This window comes from Parabacteroides sp. AF14-59, assembly GCF_003479515.1.
Classification (GTDB): domain Bacteria; phylum Bacteroidota; class Bacteroidia; order Bacteroidales; family Tannerellaceae; genus Parabacteroides; species Parabacteroides faecis.
In genome coordinates this window covers 445,131-469,111 of record NZ_QUHH01000002.1, presented here as the reverse complement: position 1 = coordinate 469,111, position 23,981 = coordinate 445,131, and the positions used below count along the sequence as shown (strand labels likewise).

Below are 23,981 nucleotides of genomic sequence, written 5' to 3'. Positions count from 1 at the left end.
AAAGGATTATGAAACAAAAAATATTATATATAGGAGTGGTTGCCGTGCTCTCATTAACGGCATGTAATGACTCATTTCTGGAACGTTCTCCGCAGAATATCAATGATAAAACGTTCTGGAATACACCGAGTGACCTTGAAGCTTATGTGAACAATTTTTATAGTTGGCTGCCTGGCGGCGTGACTTCTATAGCCGATGGAGAAAGCGATGACCAGGTGCCTAATGGCATAAGCCAGTATTTCTGGGGACAGTATACTACACCTACTCCTGAAGCTTCTTCTTGGTGTAACTGGAGTAAGAGTGCATGGAGCCCGATCCGCCTGACTAATTATTTTATGACACATTATCAAACAGTTGTCGGTTCGGAGGCGGATATAAATAAATATGTTGGGGAAAATCGTTTTTTCAGGGCCCAGCAGTACGCCGGGTTGATGAGAACTTTTGGTGATCTTCCCTGGATCGACAAAGAATTGGGAACCGATTCTCCGGAATTATACGGGCCGAAATTGAAACGTTATGAAATAATGGATAAAATCATAGAAGACTTTGATTTTGCCATTCAGTGGTTACCCGAAAAACCGGCAACCGGGCGTATCGGTAAAGATGTTGCCCGTCATTTGAAAGCCAGGACTTGTTTGCATGAGGCTACTTATTACAGATATCATACTGAGTTGGGATGGCAGGATAAGGTTGAACGTCTTTTAAAGATGGCGGCTGACGAAACCGATGCTATTATTAATAGTGGCCGGTATGAAATTTATAATACGGGAAAACCGGAAAAAGATTATTATGAAATGTTTGTAATCGAAGATAAGTCTAACCTCGGGGAAGCTATTCTTCCGGTAACTTATTTGGATGGGAAAAGAAAACATGGTATGAGCCGTACTTTATGGGAAGCTAATACCGGTTATTCCAAGAATTTCGTTGAAGGCTATTTGTGCAAGGATGGAAAGCCTATCTCTTTGAGCTCTTATTATAAAGGAGATGAAAATATGCGTAACGAGACGACTGACCGGGATCCCCGATTGAAACAGACTATTCTTACCTGGGATTTTCCTACTCGTGTGACTGTATCGACAAATGACAGTACGTTCATAGAAGACGAATCCAAGTTTATCGACCAGTATTGCTATACCGGTTATAAGTCTATCAAATATTTTATTCCGACCGATAAAGCGTTTGAAGCAAATAATAATACGTATGACGGAATCGCTTATCGCTATGCTGAAACTTTGTTGATAAATGCTGAGGCTAAAGCTGAATTGGGTACAATCTCGCAAGCGGATCTTGATAAAACAATCAATGTGCTGCGTGACCGTGTAGGTATGCCTCATATGACACTAAATGTCGGCTTTACTGATCCGAACTGGATAAAGTGGGGATACGAGCTATCACCTTTATTGCAGGAAATACGCCGTGAACGGCGTGTCGAACTTGCAGGTGAAGGATTTCGTTGGGATGATCTGATGCGTTGGAAAGCCGGAAAGGTGTGTGATAATGTAAAAACGTATGTTGGTAAACGCCAGCCGGAAAAAGATGGTAAATATGCGATTGTATATCCTAATTATACGAATGAGGATTATTCTTATGACGCGGGAAAAAGCCGTACATGGGATGATCGCTTATATTTGCGTCCGATTCCTACAGCAGAACTTCAACGAAATCCGAATTTACTTCCTCAGAATCCTGGTTGGGATAAGTAATAGCAAAAGGGGCTGTTTTTGATACAGCCTTTTTTTGTCTTGTAAAGACACAGAACCGTCCCTGTTTTGCTTATTCCGGCTCCGGAGCAAGGGCGTGTACGAGTGTTATATCTCTAATTACCAGTTACTGGTAGAAGGTGAAATTGTTGAAGTATTCAACATAATTGATGGTGACAGCAAGTGCCTGTGAAGGTACTTGCTGTTTTTTTATTACTTTTGTGCAGATCTGTAAAATTACTTATTATGAGTCATAACTGTAACAAATGCCCTTTGAGGGCAAGGCATGATAAAAAGCCACAATCTCTGCTGGGGCGTTTCTGGCGTTGGCATATCGATTTTTGTCCGGGATGGAAGGCTTATTTCACTTCCTTAAACATAGAAGAGCAACAAACTTTACGTGATAAGTATAATTTCACGAAATACCGTTGAATAAGATTACAAACGAATTAGATAATAAGAGACAACTAAAAAAGAAATGCCACTCAATAGAATAACAAACATTCGTTTGCGAAGCCAGCAATTGGTAAAACCTGAGTTTAAGGATCCAAAGGAATTGGTTGCCTGGATGGGAGCTGTTCAGGCACAAGACTATAGAATGGTCAGATGGGCACTTGGCGTCCGGTTGAAATCCGGCTCGTTGAAGACTGTTGAGGATGCCTTTCAGAAAGGAGAGATCCTTCGTACCCATGTGATGCGTCCGACGTGGCATATGGTTACTTCCGACGATATTCGTTGGATGTTGAAGTTGTCTTCGCAGCGGATCATAACAGCATGTAATACGTTTGCCAAAGGGAACGGAATAAATATATCGGAAGAGCTTTATTCCAAAGCGAATGATCATTTTATAAAGGTGTTGGCAGGGAATAATCATCTGACTAAACAGGAGTTGGGTGAAGAGATGGTAAATTCCGATATTATCTCTGATGCTGAAGGGATAGGATATCTGCTGACACGGGCAGAACAGGAAGCTATTGTCTGTAGCGGAGCGGACAAAGGAGGGAAAGCTACTTATGCTTTGCTGGCCGAACGTGCTCCTATGGCTAAAGAATTACCACGGGAAGAGTCGATTGCTTTATTGGCAAGAAGATACTTCTGTAGCCATTCTCCAGCCAGCCTGAATGATTTCATCTGGTGGTCGGGGTTGTCGGCGACGGAGGCACGCCAGGCGATCGGACTTATCGATTCGGAATTGATCAAGGATAGATTCGCTTCACAGGAGCTATTTATCCATCAGCTTTGGGGTAAGCGATTCAAAAGCAATGATGTACTGCATTTTCTACCTTCTTTTGACGAGTATCTGATTAGTTATAAAGACCGGACAGCTGCGATGGATAAAGAGCATCATCCGAAAGCCTTTAATAACTACGGAACTTTTTACCCTGTGATCTTACATAATGGAAAGATTGTCGGAAACTGGAAAAAAATGATAAAGAAAGGTGAAATCAAATGTGAAACTTCTTTCTTTGTCGACTGTCCGGATCTGGATAAAGAGTTACTGGAAAAGGCAGAATGCAGGTATAGGGATTTCTATAAAAGATAATTTTAGTGGAACCTGGCGATTCGTTTATATTTTTACTTTTCGTTAAGGCTGCAAAATCAATTTCTAATCAGGTCAGATATGAAACTTACGGTATTAGTTGATAATAATACATATATAGACCAGTATTACTTAGGGGAACCGGCGGTTTGCTATTATATAGAAGATGGCGAAACCCGCTTATTGCTCGATACAGGTTATTCGGATATTTTCATCCGTAATGCGGAAGCGTTGGGTATAGATCTGACACAGGTCTCTGTTATTACTTTTTCCCATGGACATAACGATCATACCCGCGGATTGCAATACTGGTCAGGAGAGATAGGGACTAAAGTGCACATCGTAGCGCATCCTGATACTTTTAAGGAACGGAAATGTGGAGAACTCTCAATAGGTTCTCCTTTATCTGAAACCGGTTTAAGAGAGAATTTCGGACTAACCCTGTCGAGAGAACCGTTAAAGATAAGCGATCGTATCACTTTCTTGGGTGAGATCCCGCCATTGAATGATTTTGAACCTCGTAAATCTTTTGGCACTTTGGTAGACGGACCGGCTTGTTCGGAAGACTTTGTCGCGGATGATACAGCCTTGGTATATAACAATGGGAACGGTTTATTTATTATTACCGGTTGCTCTCATAGCGGTATTTGTAATATCATAGAATATGCAAAGTCCGTTTGTAATGAAAAGCGTATAATCGGTGTGATCGGCGGCTTTCATCTTTTTGAGGTGTCTGAACAGTTGCGACAGACGATTGCTTATTTCCAAATGAATCATATCGAAGAGCTATATCCTTGCCATTGTGTGTCTTTTGCTGCAAAAGCCGAGATTCATCGACATATTCCTATCCATGAAGTTGGAGTCGGGTTAGTTCTTGATGTTAAGTATCAACCGAAGATTCGGACTGTGGGTGGTGTTATCCAAAAGGTAACATTGGAAGACCTGCCGGATATCATAGATTTGCAAAAGAAGGCTTTTACGCAAGTGGCATTATGGATGAATAATTTTGATTTACCGCCTTTGCACCAGACAATCGATGAACTGAGGAATGAATATGAAAAAAGTATTATCCTGAAATATCTGTCAGATGAAGGAGTGATAGTCGGTTCGGTTCGTGCCCATATGGATGAAGATCATATTTGTCATGTCGGAAAACTGATTGTGCATCCTGATTATCAGAATCAGGGAATTGGGTACGCTTTGATGTGTGAGATCGAAAAATATGTCCCTCATTGTGATAAATATCTGTTGTTTACAGGCGAAGAGACACCGAATACAAAATACCTGTATGAGAAAGTAGGGTATGTTGTTGTCGACAAACAGGAGATGGGTGGACTGGCTATGTTTGTTATGGAAAAGAAGAATACAGGGTTAATGCGGTGATTTTTGGAAATTCTACCCAGATAATAAAACTTTGTCTGTTTATATCCCTCCCTCAGTAATCAATATTCCGGCTTCAGTGAAAACTTTCCGTTAGAGGTATTGGGTCCTTCATATTTTTGCGAAAAATTAAAAAACGCAATATGAAGGTGAACTCTCATTCTGTTTTATTTATAAGTCTGCTTATCCTGGTCTCTGCCTGTAAAGGGAAAGAGACCGGGGATAATCGTGATATGGTCGTTAATACGGCGGAAGTGGTCGCTGTTTCCGATACGGAGAATCAGGAATTTCCGTTTATTGCGCAGCCTCGCCGAACTTCAGAACTGTCTTTTCGGGTAGGTGGTCCGATCGACCGTTTTGATGTGTATGCCGGTAATCGTTATAAACAGGGTAGTATCATCGCAGAAATAGATCCGCGTGATTTCCGGATACGACGTGAACGTGCAGAGGCTATTTTTGTTCAGACCAAAGCCGAATTTGAGCGGATACAGGTGCTGTATGAAAAAAATAATATTTCCGCCAGTGCATATGAGAAAGCTAAAGCTGATTATACCTCAGCGAAAACCACTTTTGATATGGCAGTGAATGAATTGGAGGATACTCGTCTGATCGCCCCTTTCAACGGGTATGTAGGAGAGGTTTATATTGAGAAATTTCAGGATGTAAAAGCGACGCAACCTGTATTGTCTTTTATCGATATAGACCAGTTGAAGATCGAGATCTACATCCCTCAGTCGATTGCTGCCGTTGTCCGGTCGCAGGATATTGTCCGACTTCGTTTTGATACTAACCCCGATACATTATATAATGCCCGTGTAGTAGAGGTTTCCAAGGGTACTACCCGTAACAACCTTTCTTATCTGCTAACGGCTCTGTTGCCTAATGAGGACGGTGGATTGCTGGCTGGCATGTCCGGTAAAGCGTTACTGGATATCGCACCTGCCAAAACAATGGTAGCCCTTTCCATTCCACAGACAGCTTTATGCCACCGTCCCTCTGAGGGAGACTATGTATGGGTGATTGAGCCGGGTACACAAGTGGTTAGCCAACGTCCGGTCCGGATTAATAAGTTATTGCCTGGCGGACGTGTGGAAGTGGGGGAAGGTTTACAATTACATGAGAAGATTGCTGTCAGCGGACTTCGTTTCCTGTCTGACGGAATGAAAGTAGAAATCTCAGAATCCGCAAGAAAATGAAACTGGTAAAATTCTTTTTGCAGAGAAAGGCGGTAACTGTATTATTGCTGATACTGGTATTGGCCGGAGGATTGTTCTCTTATGTGAAGATGGGGAAATTGGAGGATGCCCCGTTCACGATCAAACAGGCATTGGTTCTGACTCCATATCCGGGAGCTTCCCCTTCGGAAGTTCAGTCACAGGTGACGGATGTGCTGGAAGAGGCGATCCAGTCACTCGGTGAATTATATTATCTGAAGACGGAAAATCGTGCAGGACTTTCTAAAATAACGGTCTATGTAAAGAAAGAGATACGTGCGGATGAAATGCAGCAGCTTTGGGACAAGCTACGCCGTAAGGTGGGCGATGTACAGGGTAAATTGCCTGCCGGGGCTGGACCGTCTGTGGTAAATGATGATTTCGGTGATGTGTTGGGTGTCTTCTATGGACTGACCGGTAATGGATATTCTTACCGGGAGCTGGAAGATCAGGCGAAGCTGATCAAGAATGAGCTACTGAAAGTGAAAGATGTGGCAAAAGTGGAAATCTATGGTGTCCGTACGCCGACGATCGATATATGGGTCAGTCCTTCCGTGATGGCACGCAGCGGTATTACATCTGCTGATATAGCCCGTACTTTCCGGGAACAAAGTAAAATGGTGGATGCCGGTGGTATCAATGCCGGTGTGAACCGTATCCGGGTGGAATCGACGGGTAACTTTTACGCATTGGAGGATATACGTAACCTGACTATTGTATCTCGTACCGGCGAACATTTCCGGCTGGGTGATATCGCACGGGTAGAAGAGAGCTATCAGAGTCCTGCCTCCAATCTGATGCGGATAGATGGGAATCCGGCAGTCGGCATTGCCATTTCGACTGTACCGACGGGTAATGTAGTGGATATGGCAGAGGTGGTCAAAGAACGGGTAGACTGGTTCTCTGGAAATATGCCTTCAGGCTATGAACTTGTCTCTATTTATGATCAGGGATATGAGTCGGCGGTAGCCAATGACGGATTTATCCTCAATCTGATCATCTCGGTTGTGACGGTTATTGCTATCCTCCTGTTCTTTATCGGTTTTAAGAATGGTTTCCTGGTCGGCAGCGGACTGGTGTTCTCTATTTTTGCCACATTGATCGTGATGATGGCGAATGGCATTGCTTTACAACGTATGTCGTTGGCTGCAATCATTATAGCGATGGGAATGCTGGTCGATAATGCGATCGTTGTCTCTGATTCGGTTCTGGTCAATATGGAGAAAGGGATGCGTAAAAGGGTGGCTATCATGCGGGCTTGTTCCGCTACCGCTATGCCGTTATTGGCTGCCACGGTGATTGCCATTCTGACTTTCCTACCGATTTATTATTCCCCTCATATTACAGGGGAATTGCTTTCCTCTCTGGTAGTTGTGATCGGGGTTTCCCTGATGTTCAGTTGGATATTTGCACTGACCCAAACACCTTTCTTTATTCAGGAGTTTGTACGCCGACCCCGGCCGGAAGAATTAAAAGGAGAGTTATTTTCCGGAAAATATTATAATCTGTTCCGTGCATCCCTGCATTGGGTGATCAGGTACAGGTATATAACGGTGGTTTCTCTGGTCGGTCTGCTGTTACTTTCAGCCTGGAGTTTTAAATTTATTCCGAAGGTCTTTGTTCCGGCACTCGACAAGCAATATTTTACGTTGGATATGTGGTTGCCTGAAGGGACAGGTATTGAAGAAACGGATCGGATTGCCGGGGATATGGCGGATTATATACGTTGTTATGAGGAGACGGAAATGGTCTCTTCTTATGTCGGACGTACGCCTCCCCGTTATTATTTGTCGAATGTATCTTTCGGTCCGCAATCGAACTATGCTCAGTTGCTGGTAAAATGCCGGACATCTGAAGATTCCCGTATATTGAATGCTTTATTGCAGGATTCTATTCGGATTCAGTACCCCGAACCATTGATCAAGGTTAATAAATTTGAATTGAGTCCGCTAACGGAAGCGGTTATCGAAGCTCGTTTTCTCGGACCTGATCCGGCCGTGCTGGATTCGCTGGTCGGGGAGGCGATTGCGGTTATGCGGCATAATCCGAAAGTAGCGGATGCCCGTAATGAATGGGGAAACATGGCATTGATGCTCCGTCCGGTGTATGATCCTGTAAAGGCCGGTGCGTTGGGGATAACAAAAGCGTCGATGATGGAGTCTGTCCGCTCGATCAATGATGGTATGCCGATCGGTATATACCGGGATAATGAGAAGAAAGTACCTGTTTTGCTGAAGTCGGAAGGTGTGGATATTACGGATAGTCGTTCTTTGGGAGATTTTTCGATCTGGAACGGTGAACGTTCGGCTCCTCTTTCACAGGTGACGGAACAGATTGAGACCACCTGGGAATTTCCACAGATACGAACTTATAACCGGCAGTTGTCTATGGCGGCTATGTGTGGGGTGAAATCCGGTTATACTATGGCAGAGGTACATAATGAGATACGAAAAGAGATTGAAAAGCTCGAATTACCGGAAGGATATACCTTCTTTTGGGATTCTCAATACAAGGATCAGCGGGAAGGTATGCAGGCTATCGCTAAATATTTTCCGTTGGCATTCCTGATGTTAATCGTGATTCTAGTTGCATTGTTCAATAATTTCCGGCAACCGGTTATCATCCTTTGCGTACTTCCGTTATCATTAATCGGTGTGGCAATCGGTATGTTATTGACCGGGTTCGATTTCGGTTTCTTTCCGATTGCCGGTTGGCTGGGACTTTTAGGTATGATCATCAAGAATGTTATTGTATTGTTAGATGAGGTAAATGCACAGAGGCGTAATGGTACAGCGGCTTATACGGCGGTCGTGGAGGCTACGGTTTCCCGTACGCGTCCGGTTCTGATGGCAGCGACTACGACTATTCTGGGAATGGTTCCCTTGTTATTTGATGTTGCTTTCGGAGGGATGGCTGCTACTATTATTTTCGGTCTGACTTTTGCGACTCTTCTGACCTTGTTCGTTACGCCAACCTTATATGTTATGTTTTACCGGGTAAAAAAATAGTAGTTATGCATAAGTTTCTTATAATAATATCTTTTTCGTTGTGTGTCTTTTCCGTTTCGTCTCAGCAAAGTAGCTTGCTGGAGAAGTACAGGTCGATGGCTGTATCCTACAACCATGACCTGAAGGCGGCGGATAAAAATATTTCCGCTAGTATCGAACTGGAAAGATCTGCCCGTGCGGATTTGAAACCGAAGCTTTCCGGGAGTGCTGATTTTCAATATACGGGAAATCCGTTACAATTGACACTCAATCTTCCGTCGATGGATAAGCCGATGACATTTGAAGGGCGCGATCTGAAATATGGTGCTTCCCTGACACTTTTGCAACCGGTATATACTGGTGGACGTATCCTGGAAACGATCCGGTTGGCAAAGCATCAGCAGTCGCTGGCAACTCATCAGGAAGAATTGTTTCGTTCGGCAGTGTGTTACCAGACCGATATACAGTATTGGAATACGGTTGCCCGTGCAGAGATTGTCGAAGTAGCAACCGAATACCGTAATTCTATAGCCTCGTTGGCTCAGACTATCCGTGAACGGGTGGAAGTGGGATTGGTCGATCCGCAGGATCAGTTGATGGCTGAGGTCAAACTGAATGAGGCGGACTATCAATTACTGCAGGCAAAGAGTAATTTCGAGACGGGACGTATGGCTTTGAATTCGTTGATCGGTATGGAGCTACATACGGCAACGGAAATAGATACCGTAATTCCTCCGGTAGTGATCCCTGGTGAGATCCGGCAGTCGGATGCAACAGACCGTCCTGAACTAAAGATCGCATATGACCAGATCAGGATTGCAGAAACATCCTTGAAGTTGTCAGATTCTAAATATAAACCGCAGTTGTATATCGGGGTAGATGGGAGTTATTCTTCTCCCGGTTATGATTTCCGGGGAGATTTGGATCCGAATTATGTGGTATATGCCAAATTATCCGTACCTCTTTTTGAATGGGGGAAACGTAAGGATGAGAAACGTGCCTTTTCTTACCGGATCGGTATGGCGAAAGATAATCTGAATCAGGTATCGGATCATGTGACTCTGGAAGTACAGACAGCGCGTGTCTCTTTGTCACAAGCACTGGAACGGGTCGGACTGACCGGAAGTTCACTCGAAAAAGCACGTGAAAATGAACAGAAAGCACTGGAACGATATACGGAAGGGAAGGTATCGGTTGTAGAGGTGATTGAAGCTCAGACGTACCGGCAAACATCCCAACTGAATTATGTGCAGGCGAAAGTTTCTGCGCAGGGATATTATTCGGAATTGATAAAAGCGTTGAATAAATATTGATAGTGTGCGAAATATTGTAGTTTTGCTGTCATGAAATGGGAAACCTTGTTATATGGTCTGTTATTCTCGGGGTTAGGAGCATTCTCTTATCTCTTTTTGGTCAATTATACTGAATTGTCCGATCAAGTAGCCGATGTCATGTATTCGCAGGGAGCTTTTGTTTATTTTATTGCGGTATTTAATGTATTGGGATATTCGATGCTGCGGTTAAGTTCCTGGATTAACGCACAATATACCTTAAATATCCGGCGGCGGTGGAAATTATTGTTGATGTATATAGGCGGAATGTCTCTTTTTCTGTTGCTGAATTATGGACTATTGGTCGTTGCGAAACTTTTGGCTGGGATTCAGGAACCATTCATCTTTCCCAATGGAGGCTGGCGTATTCTGATCGTGGTCTGGCTGGTTGAGCTGGTTATCCTCGGTTTATTGTTGGCAAACCGTTCAATGCTGCATACGATGAAGTTACAGCAGGAAGCAGCAGAGTTGCAAAAAGAAAATAATACGGCACGCTATGCGGCATTGCAGAATCAGTTGAACCCTCATTTTCTGTTCAATAGCTTGAATACATTAATTGCCGAAATCGAATACAGTCCGGATAATGCGATCTATTTCACCAAACATCTGTCCAGCGTGTATCGTTATGTGTTACAATGTCAGGATAAGACATTGGTCACATTGTCCGAGGAGCTGGAGTTTATGCGTTCTTATCTTTTTTTACATGAAGTGCGGTTGGGGAATTGCATCAGTTGCGAGTATGTTATTTCCGACGAATATAACGATGCGATGTTACCTCCGCTTACATTGCAACTGTTGGTTGAGAATGTGATTAAGCACAACTCTATAACCATGAACAAACCGATGAAGATTCGTATCGAAATAGAGAATGGCAAGCTGGTTATAACGAATCCGGTACATCCCCGGAAAAACGAAGCTCCTTCCGGTGTGGGACTTCAAAACCTCTCGAACCGCTGTAAACTGATGTTAGGTGAAGAAATAGAAGTAAAAAAGCAGGATAATTTGTTTATTGTAAAAGTTCCTTTGTATGAATAAATTGCAGGTTGCGATAATAGAAGACGAAGTGCCGGCAGCCCGTCTGTTGCATTCGATGGTGTCACGGTTACGTCCTGAATGGGAGATTACCGTTCTGCCGGGAAGTGTGGATGAGGCTGTCGCCTGGTTTGGAGAACATGCTCATCCGGCAATTATTTTCCTGGATATACAACTGGCAGACGGGAATGCTTTCGATTTCCTGTCGCTCGTTCATCCGACTTCTGTCATTGTTTTTACTACGGCCTATGATCGGTATGCCATTCGCGCGTTTGCCGTCAACAGTATCGATTATATTCTGAAACCGGTCGATGAAACCCGCTTGCTGGATGCGATCGTAAAATACGAAACTATGCAGAGAACCGTGAACGGACTGCCGGATGATTATATGGACACGCTGCTAGATACCCTGCAACATAAAGAAAAACGTTTTCGTACCCGTTTTCTGATTTCGGGTGTCGACCGTTTCTGGTCTTTACAGGTGAACGATATCGCTTATTTTTATTCGGAGAATAAGGTAACGTTTGCCGTTACCCGCAGCGGGCAGGAACATATCATCGACCTCTCGCTTAATAAACTGACGGATCAACTGGACCCGGACCGTTTCTTCCGGGCAAACCGGCAAATAATCGTCTGTATCGATGCGATCGATCATGCCGAACCTTATTTCAACGGAAAACTGGTTGTGGCGGTCCGTCCCCCTTATAAGAGCAAGGTTACGATCAGCGAAGAGAAATTATCGGCTTTTAAGTTGTGGCTGAATTTTTGATATTTGACACATGGGGGGACCTTTTTATAATATAATTGTCTCTAAATCTTCCGGAACAAACACATTTCCTGAGAAATTCAGTTTGGCTTCGGCTGTATATTTCAGTTTGCGTGTAGCAAGTGTTTTATCTTCTGTATGGTAGAGCAGCAGGTTCCTGACATTCAGTTGCTGGGCGAGTTTTCCTGCATCCAAAGCTGTACTGTGGTGTTTCTCATAAGGCCTGAATGTCTCTTTGTCTTCGTATAAACAAAAGGCTTCGCTAAGCATCCAGTCTGTATTTTCTACAAACGAGCGGTTTATTTCATTATACGGTTCATCTCCCAGACAGACAAGGCTTTTACCGTCAGGCAAGATGGTGCGGAAACCGTATTGCTTCTCTTTGGTGGAACCAATATCAAAACATTGAAAATCCATACTGATCGCAGAGAATGTATCGCCATGACGTACTTCACATAATTCGATATCCTTATGAAGACGTGCCTGGATTTTTTTCGGTAATGTTAACTGGCAGATCGTTTTCAAAACCTCTATGACTTTATCATGCCCGTATACTTTTAATGTTCCTTCATATTTCCCTTTGTTCATCTCCTGGGCGACTATACGGATCATCCAGATTATACCCAGAATATGATCGGTATGAGCGTGAGTGACGAATATATCATGTATGTTGGAATAAGGAATATCGGCTTTCTCTAACTGGGAAAGAATGCCGTTACCTCCTCCTGCATCTACCAGCAGAATGTCATTGTTTTGTTTCAGGGCAAAGCAGGTATTATAACATCGGGTAACGGTTGCATTGCCTGTTCCCAGTACGATCAATTCTGTATTTTGCATAAATTTATCTTTCAGTTAGTGGGTGCAAAGATAAAAAAAAGAAAAAATCCGTGCAGTCTTTTCTATGTTGACGTATCATAACTATATTAGTGCTGTAATACATGGATAAACGGGAACTGGTTGATTTGTGCAAAGAGGGTGATGAGCAGGCGCTGGACTTACTCTATAAAACTTATTCGGGGAAAATGATGGGTATATGTCTCCATTATGTGTCCGACAGACAAATCGCACAGGACCTACTTCATGACGGCTTCATTGTTATCTTCACGTCTATCGATTCGTTGCGTGATCCGGAGAGGCTGGAGAGTTGGATGGGAGTTGTTATGAAAAATATTTCTCTCCGTTATCTTAACCAGAATAATGCAGCAAACATTATTCCCTTGTCAGAGATGTCCGAAGAAGATGAACCGGCGGAAAGTTCTTTTGACGCCGATTTCGTATCGTATGACCAGATAATGGAGTTGGTGGAGAGCTTGCCTGAAGGTTATTCGAAAGTGTTTAAACTGGCGGTATTGGAAGGGTTGCCCCATAAAGAGATCGGTGATTTGCTGAATATCGCTCCCCACTCATCGTCTTCACAATTATATCGCGCGAAATCTTTGTTGAAAAAGATGCTCGGTGAGTATCGTTTACTTCTGGTTTTGCTGTTGCTACTCCTTGTACCGCTGTTCTACAAATATGTGTATCGGTGGCCACGACAGCAAAAACTGCCACCTAAGGACCTGGTACAACAGGCGGAAACAAACAAAAAGGAAGGAGATAAACAGATCGATTCTCCGGAACCGGTCGTTCTCTCTGGTAAGGTTGAGCGTCCGCAACTTTCGGAGATGCTTATTGCCCCGACGTCGGGGCATGCGGAAAAGATGTCATCCCTGCTGTTTCCGGAAGAGATTACTGTGGATGTACAACCTGCTGTAAAGCCTTTATTTATCAACGAATTGCCTCGTAAGATTGTTTTCAGTCCGTATCCGTCAAAAGAGCTTGTCTCTATGCGGCAGAGTAGGAAGTCGAATAAATGGAAGTTTATGCTGGCCGGATCGTTGGGACCACAACTGGCTCAGAATCTCTACAAACTGATTGCTACTCCTCATTCCGGCAGTGAAGGAAATCCGGATCTTCCTCAGCAAGTAAGCACATGGGAAGATTATTACACCTATCTGCATACCCGTTATCAGGAAGGAGCTTTAGGCGATTCACTAACGCTGATGCAGATCGCTGAGGGGAATCGGGGTAAAATTGTAGAACATCAGCACCATGATGCTCCTATAACCATTGGACTTTCTGTAAACAAAAAGCTGAACGAGCGCTGGAGCTTTGAAACAGGATTACAATATACTTTCCTGAAATCTGATTTTATCACTGGCGAAGACTACCGTATCCAGGAAACGCAAAAGCTCCATTACATCGGTCTTCCCCTTCGTGTTTCTTATCGTTGGGGGCATTTCAGGAAGTTCTCGTTCTACTCGACAGCCGGTGTCCAGGTCGACATTCCGTTGAAAGGAACGCTCCGTACTTCACATGTAACGGATAGTGTCCCCATCGACATAAGCCGCCAGTCATTGGCTGTGCCTCTGCAATGGTCGGTCAATGCCAGTGCAGGTGTACAATATCATTTTACACCTCATATCAGTTTCTATGTAGAACCGACTCTCAATTACTATATTCCCGACGGAAGCGGGCTACGTACTATCCGAAGGGAGCATCCGGTGACATTCACCGTTCCTGTCGGCTTGCGTTTCAGCTGGTAGAAAGAACGATATCTTAGTAAAAAACGTTTTAGGCATGCAGTCTTTCCCCTGAATCATTATCATATTAATAGATAATAAAACAGATAAGATGCAGGAACGACATATCAACCGTGAGCGTTATTTTGAAGAACAGGCACGGACTTCTAAAAAATATTATATTCCGTATATAGAAGAAATAATAGGAGATCTTCCGGATAAAGTGCTGGAAGTAGGTTGTGGAGAAGGAGGTAATTTGCTTCCTTTTGCCGAACAGGGTTGTGAAATTGTCGGAGTGGATATTGCTACTTTGCGAATCGAGCAGGCCCGGACTTTCTTCTCCCGAAAGAATCAAAAGGGACTATTTATAGCCTCTGATATTTTTCAGTTAAGAGACTTGAGAAAACATTTTCCTCTTATTCTGATACACGACGTGATTGAACATATCGGGGATAAATCTCAATTCCTGTCCGATATGAAAAGTTATTTGGTCTCTGATGGGATACTCTTTGTCGCTTTTCCCGCCTGGCAGATGCCGTTCGGCGGACATCAGCAGATTGCAGAGGGGAGAATTATTTCACATTTGCCTTTTATACATTTACTTCCATCGATTTTTTATCGATGGCTGATGATACTATGTGGTGAAAAAGAAGATACAATAAAAGAACTATTGAGTATCAAGGAGACAAAATGTACCATTGAAATGTTTCGTGACGTTGTGCGACAGGCCGGGTACCGGATTATCGATCAACAATTGTATTTTATAAATCCACATTACGAGACTAAGTTCGGGTTATCACCGAGGAAGTTAGGTAAACTTATTTCTTCTGTCCCGTATCTAAGGAATTTTTTTAGTACGAGTTGCTTTTATATATTAAGAAAAGCTGGTTTGTAGATGATCCGGGAACGTCATGCTAAATACGGTTTTCTCTCCCGGTTCCGAGTTCACAGTAAGTTCTCCGCCGTGAAGCTGCATGATGCGTCGGGATAACGGAAGTCCTATGCCGCTTCCCTCTTTCTTGGTAGAATAGAACGGAGTGAATATATCATCCAGTCGGTCCTGCGGAATACCATCTCCGTTATCGGTTACTTGTATGAATGAACAGGCTGCTCCTTTTTCTGCTTCAACCTTGATCTCCGGCTGCGGATTATTTGCCGTTGCCTGCAGGGCATTGCGGATCAGGTTGATCAATGCCAATGTTATCAAATTGGGATCGAGTGGAATCTCTACATTCTCCGATGAAATATAGCGGACATTCTCACTGCCCGGTTCCGAGTTCAATAATCGGTTGAGTTTATCGAACAGAGTACAGATCTTTACTTTGCTCTTGACCGGATCGGGTAAATGTGTTAACCGGTGATACGCATTCAGAAATGTGTTCAGTTGCTGTACCTGCTGGTTGATGGTTTGCAGGCCGTCGATCATTCCTTCTTTCCCATATTCATCGCTGTATTTGATCAGATCGGCAGACAAAGAGGCTATCGGTGTAATGGAATTTCTTATCTCATGTGTCAATACCCGGATGATACTCTCGTAATAAAAACGGCGTTCTTCCAGTTCGGTATGATTGTTTTCGAATTGAGCTATGATTCGGTTCATTTCCTGAAATAACTTGTTCAGGAATTTGTCATCATTCTTTTCCGTGAAGTGAGCATTGAAATCGTTATTATTGATTGCGCTGAAGAAGCTTTCCAGTTGTCGATCGGTTTTCTCCATTTTCCTCACCAGCATAATCGCCAGGGCTATAATTATGCAGATACAGACAAAAGCAAAAAAAAGAGAAGTCAGGCTGACCAAAAGCCATGCTCCTATAACCGAGAATAACACAATTCCTGTTATCCCGCCAACAATAGTCCGGTGTAGTCTGCGATTCAGCATATTTCTCGTTACAAATGTATAATTAAAATCTGTACAAAAAATGTAAAGCCTCCAGGTTTTAGCCGGACGTGTCATTTATAAATGAACCATTGGGGAAAATGTCTAAAAATTAGACGATTTAGACCTGCTTCAAGTAAAGTAGCGTTTTTTTGTTGGCAGCTTTTGTTATTCATGAGTATAATATAGAGTCGGAGAATCCGAACAAGGACAAAATGGTTGTGGTAAAACAGACCATTTCGGGAGCAGGAATGACGGCTTTTAATACGGTATCGCAGGATATTACTTCTCAATTACTCGAACATGTTCCGGAACTGGATAGGGTATGTCGTATTCATCCTTACTTCATGGTAAGCTACTGTAAGGTAGGAGAGAACTTTTTCAAAGACATTAAGGTGATAGAGTCGGATAGTTCTTTTCTTTCGTTTTTTCCTCAGGAAATAATAAGGGGGAGTTTTAAAGATGCCGAGCTTGGTCCGGATCGGGTAATCCTGTCAGAATCTTTTTCCAAAGGTTTGTTCGGAGGGAGTGATCCGATAGGAGAAACAGTTCAGATGTTATTCGGACCTGGTGATTTTGGAGATGAAAAAGGTTTATTGACTTTTACCGTTTCTGCAGTTGTAAAGGATAACAGCCAGGCTGCTTTAGGCTTTGATGCTTTGTTTTTTGATAACCCCTCGTCAGGATTGAACTTCTTTCTGCTTAAGAATAATGTATCTGTACCTGACTTGCAGGCTAAAACAGCGAATCTGATCCTTCAAAGAAACGATGGGAGGGATTTTAAGAATGAATTTCTCACTATCAGGCAAGCTTGTTTTGATACGGTTTCGATCCCATCGTCTCTGAAGAAGCCAAATACGACTTTACTGTTCATTGCTCTTTTTTCAGCTATTCTGATCTTGGTGATTGCCTGCTTCAATTATATAAACCTAAGTTTTCCCCGTGTTTTTAAGCAATTATACTCCATGCACGTGCAAAAGTTGATGGGAGCAGGAAGCGGACAATTAAGTATGCAATTGTTTGCCGATACATTTATGACCGTAGGTTTCGGTTTTCTGATTGCACAATTGATACAGTTTGACCTGTTGGGGTTAATGAATCGCATCATGTCGATTCAGGTTCCGGTCAACTTCTTGTATAGCAACCAGATGTTGCCGGTTACGTTCGGATTTATTCTTCTGCTGGCATGTATCCCGGCTTTGTATATGAGTAGGCGCTTGCCGGAAATGTCGATTTCTATGTATAACAACTTTTACCGGGGAAAAGCCAGACGACGGATCATCACTTCATTGGCCGTTGCACAGTTTGCGATCTCGTTCATCCTGATAATCGGAAACTTTTCCGTACGGCAGCAGATATCGCTTTTATATGGTAAAGCTGAAAATTATAAAGATATTTATACTTTTTCGGTGGGTGATAATAAGACTTCCATGCTGCAGTTGAAAGAAAATATCTCTCTTATTCCGGGCATACAGGCTGCGACATTGAGCAACGAGACGTATGAATGGCCTATCAGTGACTTTGCTGCAGATGGAAGTTATGAATCTTATACTTCTGAAGATGGAGGAGAGGAAATAATGGAAGTGATGGGGTATAAGCTATTGCAAGGTTTACCCTGGAAAGAGGCTGTAAAGCGATATCCGCATCCGGTCTATCTGAACCAAGCGTGGGCTCAAAGTCTGTTCCCCGATGGAGAGATTCCTGTAGGTGGTCTTGTAAAAGAGTATGAACCCAGGTTGAAGGATCGTCCTCCTTTCGGTGACGATTATGTGATTGCCGGGGTAGTTGAGGATTATTTTAAACTTAATATATCTAATAGTCTTGAAACGCCTATTGATAAGGGGATCATCAGCTATGCCAGGGATGGCGTTCGCTTAAGTGTCCGTATCGATCCGGGGAATATTTCTGCAATAAAGCAAATCTATGGAGAATGGAATAAGTTATATCCCGGGAAGTATTTGGAACATGAGAGCTTGTATAATAAAGTATTAGGCAATAACAAAAAACTTTTTGAGTTGTCCGACTTATTAATGATGTATTCCGTTATCAGTATCCTGCTTACCTGTTTCGGACTTTTTGGAATGGCATTGTATGCTATCGAACAACGGACAAAAGAGATCGGCATACGAAAAGTGAATGGTTCGACTACATGGCAGATCATGAAGTTACTCAACAGTCAGTTTATTATATGGATCGGAATCGCATTTGCCATTGCTGCCCCTGTTGCCTGGTGGTTGATCGGCGAATGGATGAAAAGCATTGTTTACCGGGCTGATTTTAGCATCTGGATATATATTCTCTCATTGTTTATTGTGTTAGTTATCACATTGTTGACTATAAGCTGGCATAGTTTCAGGGCCGCATCCGGAAATCCGGTAAAGGCTTTGAGGGATGAGTAAGAAAGTAATTCTGTACAACAAAGAGGGGTAAAAAGAAAAACGGAGAAAGTTAAAAACTCTCTCCGTTAGTACCCAGAGCCGGGATCGAACCGGCATGGAAGTGAATCCACTGGTGTTTGAGACCAGCGCGTCTACCAATTCCGCCATCTGGGCATTTGTTTTTTTCTAATGCGTTGCAAAGGTACGCATATTTTTTATTTGTGCAAGCATTCAGCGCTTTTTTTTCAAATAATATATACGGAAAGGCTAATAATACTTTATAGGAGAATAAATCCCGGATTATTTCGTTAACTTTGTAAGAGTATAATTAAAAAACAACCTGTATATCATGAAAGATAATTATTGCGTTATCATGGGTGGAGGGATTGGCAGTCGCTTCTGGCCTTTTAGCAGAGAAAGTTATCCAAAACAATTTCTTGATTTTTTCGGAACCGGACGTTCCCTGTTGCAAATGACTTTCGATCGTTTTTCCAAGATCATCCCGATTGAAAATATTTTTATTGTAACGAATGAAACTTACGCAGACCTGATCAAGGAACAATTACCCGAATTGAAGGAAGATCAGATCCTGTTGGAACCGGCTCGTAGAAATACGGCTCCCTGTATTGCATACGCAGCCTACCATATAAAAGCATGTAATCCGAATGCCAATATCGTTGTTGCTCCTTCCGATCATCTGATACTGAAAGAAGATGTTTTTCTGAAAGATGTTCAGAAAGGGTTGGACTTTGTAAAGAATAATAACGCACTGGTTACGTTGGGTATCAAACCGAGCCGTCCGGAAACAGGTTATGGCTATATTCAAAGCAGTGATTCCATGTTAGGTGAGTTTACCAAGGTTAAGACCTTTACGGAAAAGCCAAACCTGGAATTGGCAAAAGTCTTTTATGAAAGTGGAGAGTTTTTCTGGAACTCTGGCCTGTTCCTGTGGAATGTAAATGCGATACTGGATGCATTTGCCAAATATCTTCCTGATATTGCCGTTCGTTTTGATTTGGGAAAAGACAAATTCAATACTGAAAACGAACGTGACTTTATACGTGAGAATTTCCCTTATTGCCTGAAGATATCTATCGATTACGGAATCATGGAAAAGGCTGATAACGTTTATATGTTGTGTACGGATTTCGGTTGGGCTGATCTGGGGACCTGGGGGTCGTTGTTCGATCTGGCACCGAAAGATGAAAACAATAATGCTGTATTGAAGAACAGTAATGCATTGCTCTATGAAAGTTCAGGAAATGTGATTGCCGTGGGTAATTCAAAAAGACTGGCTGTCATCCAGGGAGTAGAGGACTGTATCGTTGCTGAATCAGGAAATGTATTGCTTATCTGTAAGAAAAATGACGAACAGCGTATCAAGCAGTTTGTGGCGGATGCGCAGATAAAATACGGGAAAGAGTTTAATTAAACCATTTCTTCCCAAGATAATGTACGGGATACCAGGCGGCCATAAATCCAATGGCCGCTACCGTAATAAACGCCGTAAGTAAATCTGTAAATATTACACGTACGGGATAAGCATCTATAATAAACGCACCTGCAGTCTGTCCCAGTTTGATAATACCGTATGTCTGTTGTAAAAGACATAATACCAAACCGATCACAATTCCTATCAATGCCCCGAAACCGGAAATCATCCAGCCTTCGAATAAGAATATACGGCGGATAAGACTATCGCTGGCACCCATGTTCCGAAGGGTACGCACATCGTCTTTTTTCTCGATCATCAGCATGGACAAGGAGCCTACGACATTAAATAAAGCAATTGCAAGTATAAATGAAAGAATCAGGAATGTCATCCATTTTTCCACCTGCATCATTTTAAATGAGGCTTCCTGTTGTTCATAACGATCCTGTACGGTGAACTGATCGCCTAAAATAGCTTTTATCTGTTTTCTGACCGAAGATATATCCGCACCGTCTGCAAGTTTCAGTTCGATGGAGCTAACCTCCTTGTCATACTTGAGCAATTGGCGTACCAATGAAAGAGGAAGTATCATATATCCCTCGTCATATACCTGTTGGTTAATCAGGAATACGCCGCCTATATAGGCATATTCCTGGTTGAAAGAAGAGGCCGGATTGGATAAATTGACCTTCTCGTCTCGTTTGGGGACATATATTTCCAGAGGCGAAGCAAATCCCGGTTTGGCACCCAGCTTGGAGGATAGTCCGACACCCAATGTTGCATAATCTGCGACTTCATCTTTCAGGATAAAACTACCGTCTATCAGTATGCTGTCGATCTGTGTCAGATGACTGAAATTGTCATCTACTCCCTTGATAATGGCTATATCCTGTCGGTCGTGATAACGGACCAGTGCATTATCCTGCAGAACTTCTCCGAAATAGGCAATATCCGGTAATTGTTTTACCTTCTGAAATTCAGCCGTAGTCGGATCGAATACTTTACCGGTACGAGGGCTTATCTTCAACTCCGGATCGAAACTGCTGAACATTCCTGCCACCAGGTCGTTGAATCCGTTAAAGACCGACAGCGCGCAAACGACAGCGATCGTGGCAATGACCACGCCGCAAACACATACCATCGAAATAATATTGATGGCATTGTGGGATTTCTTCGAAAAGAGGTACCGCCGGGCTATATAAAACGGAACATTCAAAGCTTGATTCTCTTATTTCTGCAACAGTTTGTCAATATTTTCAATATAATCCAGCGAGTCGTCGATGAAGAAACTCAGTTCCGGAATGATGCGGACCTGTTTCCCTATACGTTTTCCTAATTCGAAACGAATGGATTTGGTGTTTGTGCGGATCGCTTCAAGCAGTTCCTGTCCTTTTTCGGAAGGAAATATGCTCAGGTAGGCTTTGGCAACACCCAAATCGGGGCTGACACGCACGGCACTTACAGAAATCAACGTACCCGGCATAGCCTGGGTCTGTTTCTGGAAAATGTCGCCTAATTCTTTCTGGATCAGACGACCTATCTTATTCAGTCTTGTACTTTCCATATTGTTATCAATTTATTTTTTCCATATCATAGTAAGACCATCACGAAGCGGAAGGATCACTTTCTCCACCCGGGGGTCTTCCTTTATTTTATCATTAAAACTAAGTATCCCGATGGTTTGTTTATCTGACGGATGAGGTTTTTCCAAAACTTTGCCATCCCACAGGGTGTTATCCGCCAGAATCAGGCCTCCCGGGCGCACTTTGGGAAATACCAGATCGTAATAATCGGAATATAAACGTTTGTCGGCATCAATGAAAACCAGGTCGAATGTCTCATCCAGTTCCGGTATGATCTCCATCGCATTGCCGATATGTAATTTTATTTTATCCTTATGAGGAGAGCGGGAGAGGTATTTCATAATAAAATCTTCCATCTCGTCGTTGATCTCCAGCGTGTGGATTAAAGCGTCATCTTCGGTCCCTTCAGCCATGCAAAGTGTGGCATAGCCCGTATATGTACCGATCTCCAGTACACGGCGGGGGCGAAGCATACGGCAAAACATTTTCAGTATACGTCCCTGCAGATGTCCGGACAACATACGCGGACGCAGCAAGTTTACATTGGCATCCCGGTTCAGTGAGGATAACAATGCACCTTCTTCGTCGCTATGAGAGAGAATGTATTCGTCTAATGTCATTTAATAAAGAATGTTTATGCCTCAAATATACAAAAAAAGATGTAGCAAAAGAGTTCTTTGTCATGACGGATTCGTTCCGGGAAGACAAAAGGAACTTTTGCAACACCTTTTTCGGTTTTATTTTATTTATTCTTTAAAGGTCGGAAGGGAGTATTTACTTCCTGCATCCAGGACTTTTCCTACGTTATTGATTTCGAGGAAAGTTGTGCCTCCGCCTTCACCGAAGCTGCCGCTCAGGTAAGCAACCATGTCGTTGCGTGTGATACGTCCGCTCTTAATCAGTTCGTTCAACGCACTGTAGAAATATCCGCGGCGGCTGTCATCCCACGGCTGATAAACAGCCCATACGCCGTATGACAAAGAAAGCATACGGGTCACACGTGAGTTGTAACAGATAGCAAATACTGTAGATGTACCACGGAATGCAGCCAGGTAACGGGCTGTACGTCCGGTATGGCTGTCGGTAATGATTGCTTTTACATGCAATTTATTGGACGATTTCACTGCTTGTTTTGCCAGGAATGAAGTAACATCCAGGTCGTTTCCTTCGATGGGAACACGGATATCGTTTGCAGCCAGTTTAGTCTTTTCTGCTTCACGGGCAACCTTTGTCATGGTTTGTACTGCTTCCAACGGATATTTGCCGTAAGCCGTTTCGCCGCTAAGCATCAATGCGTCTGTGCGATAATAGATTGCATTGGCGATGTCGGTCACTTCCGCACGGGTAGGACGCGGGTTCTTGATCATGGAGTGAAGCATCTGGGTTGCAACGATCACCGGCTTTTTCACTTCCACGCATTTGCGGATCAGTACGCGCTGGATTCCCGGAATCTTTTCAGCAGGAACTTCGATACCCAGGTCACCACGAGCGATCATGATACCATACGCTACTTCCAGGATTTCGTCGATGTTGTCGACCCCTTCCTGGTTCTCGATCTTGGCAATGATCTTGATCGGACTTTTATGTTCGTCGAGGATATGTTGTATATCCAATACGTCTTGTTTATTTCTTACGAAAGAATGTGCGATGAAATCGAGATCATTCTCAATAGCCCAAAGGATATTCTTGCGGTCTTTGTCTGTCAATGAAGGGAGGTTGATGCGTACACCGGGAACATTTACGCTCTTGCGGCTTCCTAATATAGCATCATTTTCTACTTCGCAGACCATGTAGTCGTCGTGTTTCTCGATCACCTTCAATTCCAGATCTCCGTCGTCGATCAGGACATCACTGCCGATAGTCAGGTCACCGACAAAGTTTTTGTATGAAACATATATACAATCATGGGTAGTCTCTTTATCCGGGTCACCCATTATTTTAACTGTCTCTCCGGTTGTGAAAGGTATTGGCGCGCTGGCCATTGTAGTACGGACTTCCGGTCCTTTGGTGTCCATCAATATACCGATGCGGTCAGATACTTCGCGTACGTTTGTGACAACACGGTTCAAACCTTCTTCCATCATGTGAGCCGTATTCAGGCGCACAACATTCATTCCTGCGTTGTATAATGAGCGGACAAATTCCACATCACAACGTTGATCAGAAATAGTAGCAACAATCTTCGTATGCTTTAACATATA

19 protein-coding genes and 1 tRNA gene are annotated in these 23,981 nt (G+C 43.2%); 13 read left to right on the top strand and 7 right to left on the bottom strand.

What is annotated here, in order from left to right; translation table 11 throughout:
• Window positions 1-8 precede the first annotated feature (8 nt).
• The 9 genes from DWW23_RS04050 (at window position 9) to DWW23_RS04010 (ending at window position 11,953) form a co-directional block, all read left to right on the top strand.
• Complete coding sequence (locus DWW23_RS04050; RefSeq protein WP_122351996.1) at window positions 9-1,703, top strand: RagB/SusD family nutrient uptake outer membrane protein; 1,695 nt, start codon at window positions 9-11, stop codon at window positions 1,701-1,703.
• 243 nt (window positions 1,704-1,946) lie between these two features.
• A complete protein-coding gene (locus DWW23_RS04045; RefSeq protein WP_122351995.1) occupies window positions 1,947-2,132 on the top strand; it encodes a hypothetical protein in 186 nt (61 codons plus the stop codon).
• 46 nt (window positions 2,133-2,178) lie between these two features.
• Entirely contained in the window at window positions 2,179-3,243 is a 1,065-nt protein-coding gene (locus tag DWW23_RS04040; RefSeq protein WP_122351994.1) for a winged helix DNA-binding domain-containing protein, read from the top strand.
• Window positions 3,244-3,321: 78 nt separating this feature from the next.
• On the top strand, window positions 3,322-4,623 hold the full coding sequence (locus DWW23_RS26660; protein WP_122351993.1) for a GNAT family N-acetyltransferase: 1,302 nt from the start codon (window positions 3,322-3,324) through the stop codon (window positions 4,621-4,623).
• Between the two features lie 140 nt (window positions 4,624-4,763).
• Window positions 4,764-5,816 (top strand): efflux RND transporter periplasmic adaptor subunit, encoded by a 1,053-nt coding sequence (locus tag DWW23_RS04030; RefSeq protein ID WP_122351992.1) that lies wholly within the window; start codon window positions 4,764-4,766, stop codon window positions 5,814-5,816.
• Entirely contained in the window at window positions 5,813-8,842 is a 3,030-nt protein-coding gene (locus DWW23_RS04025) for an efflux RND transporter permease subunit (RefSeq protein WP_122351991.1), read from the top strand. Before DWW23_RS04030 ends, DWW23_RS04025 begins: the two co-directional genes overlap by 4 nt.
• Window positions 8,843-8,847: 5 nt before the next feature.
• Entirely contained in the window at window positions 8,848-10,134 is a 1,287-nt protein-coding gene (locus tag DWW23_RS04020; protein WP_122351990.1) for a TolC family protein, read from the top strand.
• Between the two features lie 30 nt (window positions 10,135-10,164).
• Window positions 10,165-11,187 carry a sensor histidine kinase gene (locus tag DWW23_RS04015; protein WP_122351989.1) on the top strand — a complete coding sequence of 341 codons (1,023 nt, stop codon included), beginning with the start codon at window positions 10,165-10,167 and terminating at the stop codon, window positions 11,185-11,187.
• Entirely contained in the window at window positions 11,180-11,953 is a 774-nt protein-coding gene (locus tag DWW23_RS04010) for a LytTR family DNA-binding domain-containing protein (RefSeq protein WP_122351988.1), read from the top strand. The genes DWW23_RS04015 and DWW23_RS04010 overlap by 8 nt, the downstream gene beginning before the upstream one ends.
• Window positions 11,954-11,977: 24 nt before the next feature.
• Here the strand turns inward: DWW23_RS04010 and DWW23_RS04005 are convergent, their stop codons facing one another.
• Window positions 11,978-12,787 (bottom strand): MBL fold metallo-hydrolase, encoded by an 810-nt coding sequence (locus DWW23_RS04005; protein WP_122351987.1) that lies wholly within the window; start codon window positions 12,785-12,787, stop codon window positions 11,978-11,980.
• Between the two features lie 101 nt (window positions 12,788-12,888).
• Here DWW23_RS04005 and DWW23_RS04000 point away from each other — a divergent pair, with 101 nt between their 5' ends.
• Window positions 12,889-14,535, top strand: a complete 1,647-nt coding sequence (locus tag DWW23_RS04000; protein WP_122351986.1) for a sigma-70 family RNA polymerase sigma factor — start codon at window positions 12,889-12,891, stop codon at window positions 14,533-14,535.
• 88 nt (window positions 14,536-14,623) lie between these two features.
• Complete coding sequence (locus tag DWW23_RS03995; RefSeq protein ID WP_122351985.1) at window positions 14,624-15,406, top strand: bifunctional 2-polyprenyl-6-hydroxyphenol methylase/3-demethylubiquinol 3-O-methyltransferase UbiG; 783 nt, start codon at window positions 14,624-14,626, stop codon at window positions 15,404-15,406.
• Here the strand turns inward: DWW23_RS03995 and DWW23_RS03990 are convergent.
• Window positions 15,386-16,390, bottom strand: coding sequence for a PAS domain-containing sensor histidine kinase (locus tag DWW23_RS03990; RefSeq protein WP_122351984.1), 1,005 nt, complete (start codon window positions 16,388-16,390; stop codon window positions 15,386-15,388). The two genes, DWW23_RS03995 and DWW23_RS03990, sit on opposite strands and share 21 nt — an antisense overlap.
• Before the next feature lie 149 nt (window positions 16,391-16,539).
• Here DWW23_RS03990 and DWW23_RS03985 point away from each other — a divergent pair, with 149 nt between their 5' ends.
• Window positions 16,540-18,786, top strand: a complete 2,247-nt coding sequence (locus DWW23_RS03985; protein ID WP_122351983.1) for an ABC transporter permease — start codon at window positions 16,540-16,542, stop codon at window positions 18,784-18,786.
• Between the two features lie 69 nt (window positions 18,787-18,855).
• On the opposite strand, the gene DWW23_RS03980 is transcribed toward DWW23_RS03985, so the two are convergent.
• Window positions 18,856-18,939: transfer RNA gene (locus DWW23_RS03980), tRNA-Leu, on the bottom strand.
• 175 nt (window positions 18,940-19,114) lie between these two features.
• On the opposite strand from DWW23_RS03980, the gene DWW23_RS03975 reads away from it, so the two are divergent.
• Window positions 19,115-20,197 (top strand): mannose-1-phosphate guanylyltransferase, encoded by a 1,083-nt coding sequence (locus DWW23_RS03975; RefSeq protein WP_122351982.1) that lies wholly within the window; start codon window positions 19,115-19,117, stop codon window positions 20,195-20,197.
• Here the strand turns inward: DWW23_RS03975 and DWW23_RS03970 are convergent.
• From DWW23_RS03970 to pyk, 4 genes are all read right to left on the bottom strand, one after another.
• On the bottom strand, window positions 20,190-21,413 hold the full coding sequence (locus DWW23_RS03970) for an ABC transporter permease (protein WP_122351981.1): 1,224 nt from the start codon (window positions 21,411-21,413) through the stop codon (window positions 20,190-20,192). The genes DWW23_RS03975 and DWW23_RS03970 overlap by 8 nt on opposite strands.
• A gap of 12 nt (window positions 21,414-21,425) precedes the next feature.
• Window positions 21,426-21,761 carry a 30S ribosome-binding factor RbfA gene (gene rbfA / locus DWW23_RS03965; RefSeq protein WP_122351980.1) on the bottom strand — a complete coding sequence of 112 codons (336 nt, stop codon included), beginning with the start codon at window positions 21,759-21,761 and terminating at the stop codon, window positions 21,426-21,428.
• 12 nt (window positions 21,762-21,773) lie between these two features.
• Window positions 21,774-22,400, bottom strand: coding sequence for an O-methyltransferase (locus DWW23_RS03960; RefSeq protein WP_122351979.1), 627 nt, complete (start codon window positions 22,398-22,400; stop codon window positions 21,774-21,776).
• Between the two features lie 126 nt (window positions 22,401-22,526).
• Entirely contained in the window at window positions 22,527-23,978 is a 1,452-nt protein-coding gene (pyk, locus tag DWW23_RS03955; protein WP_122351978.1) for a pyruvate kinase, read from the bottom strand.
• Window positions 23,979-23,981: the final 3 nt, after the last annotated feature.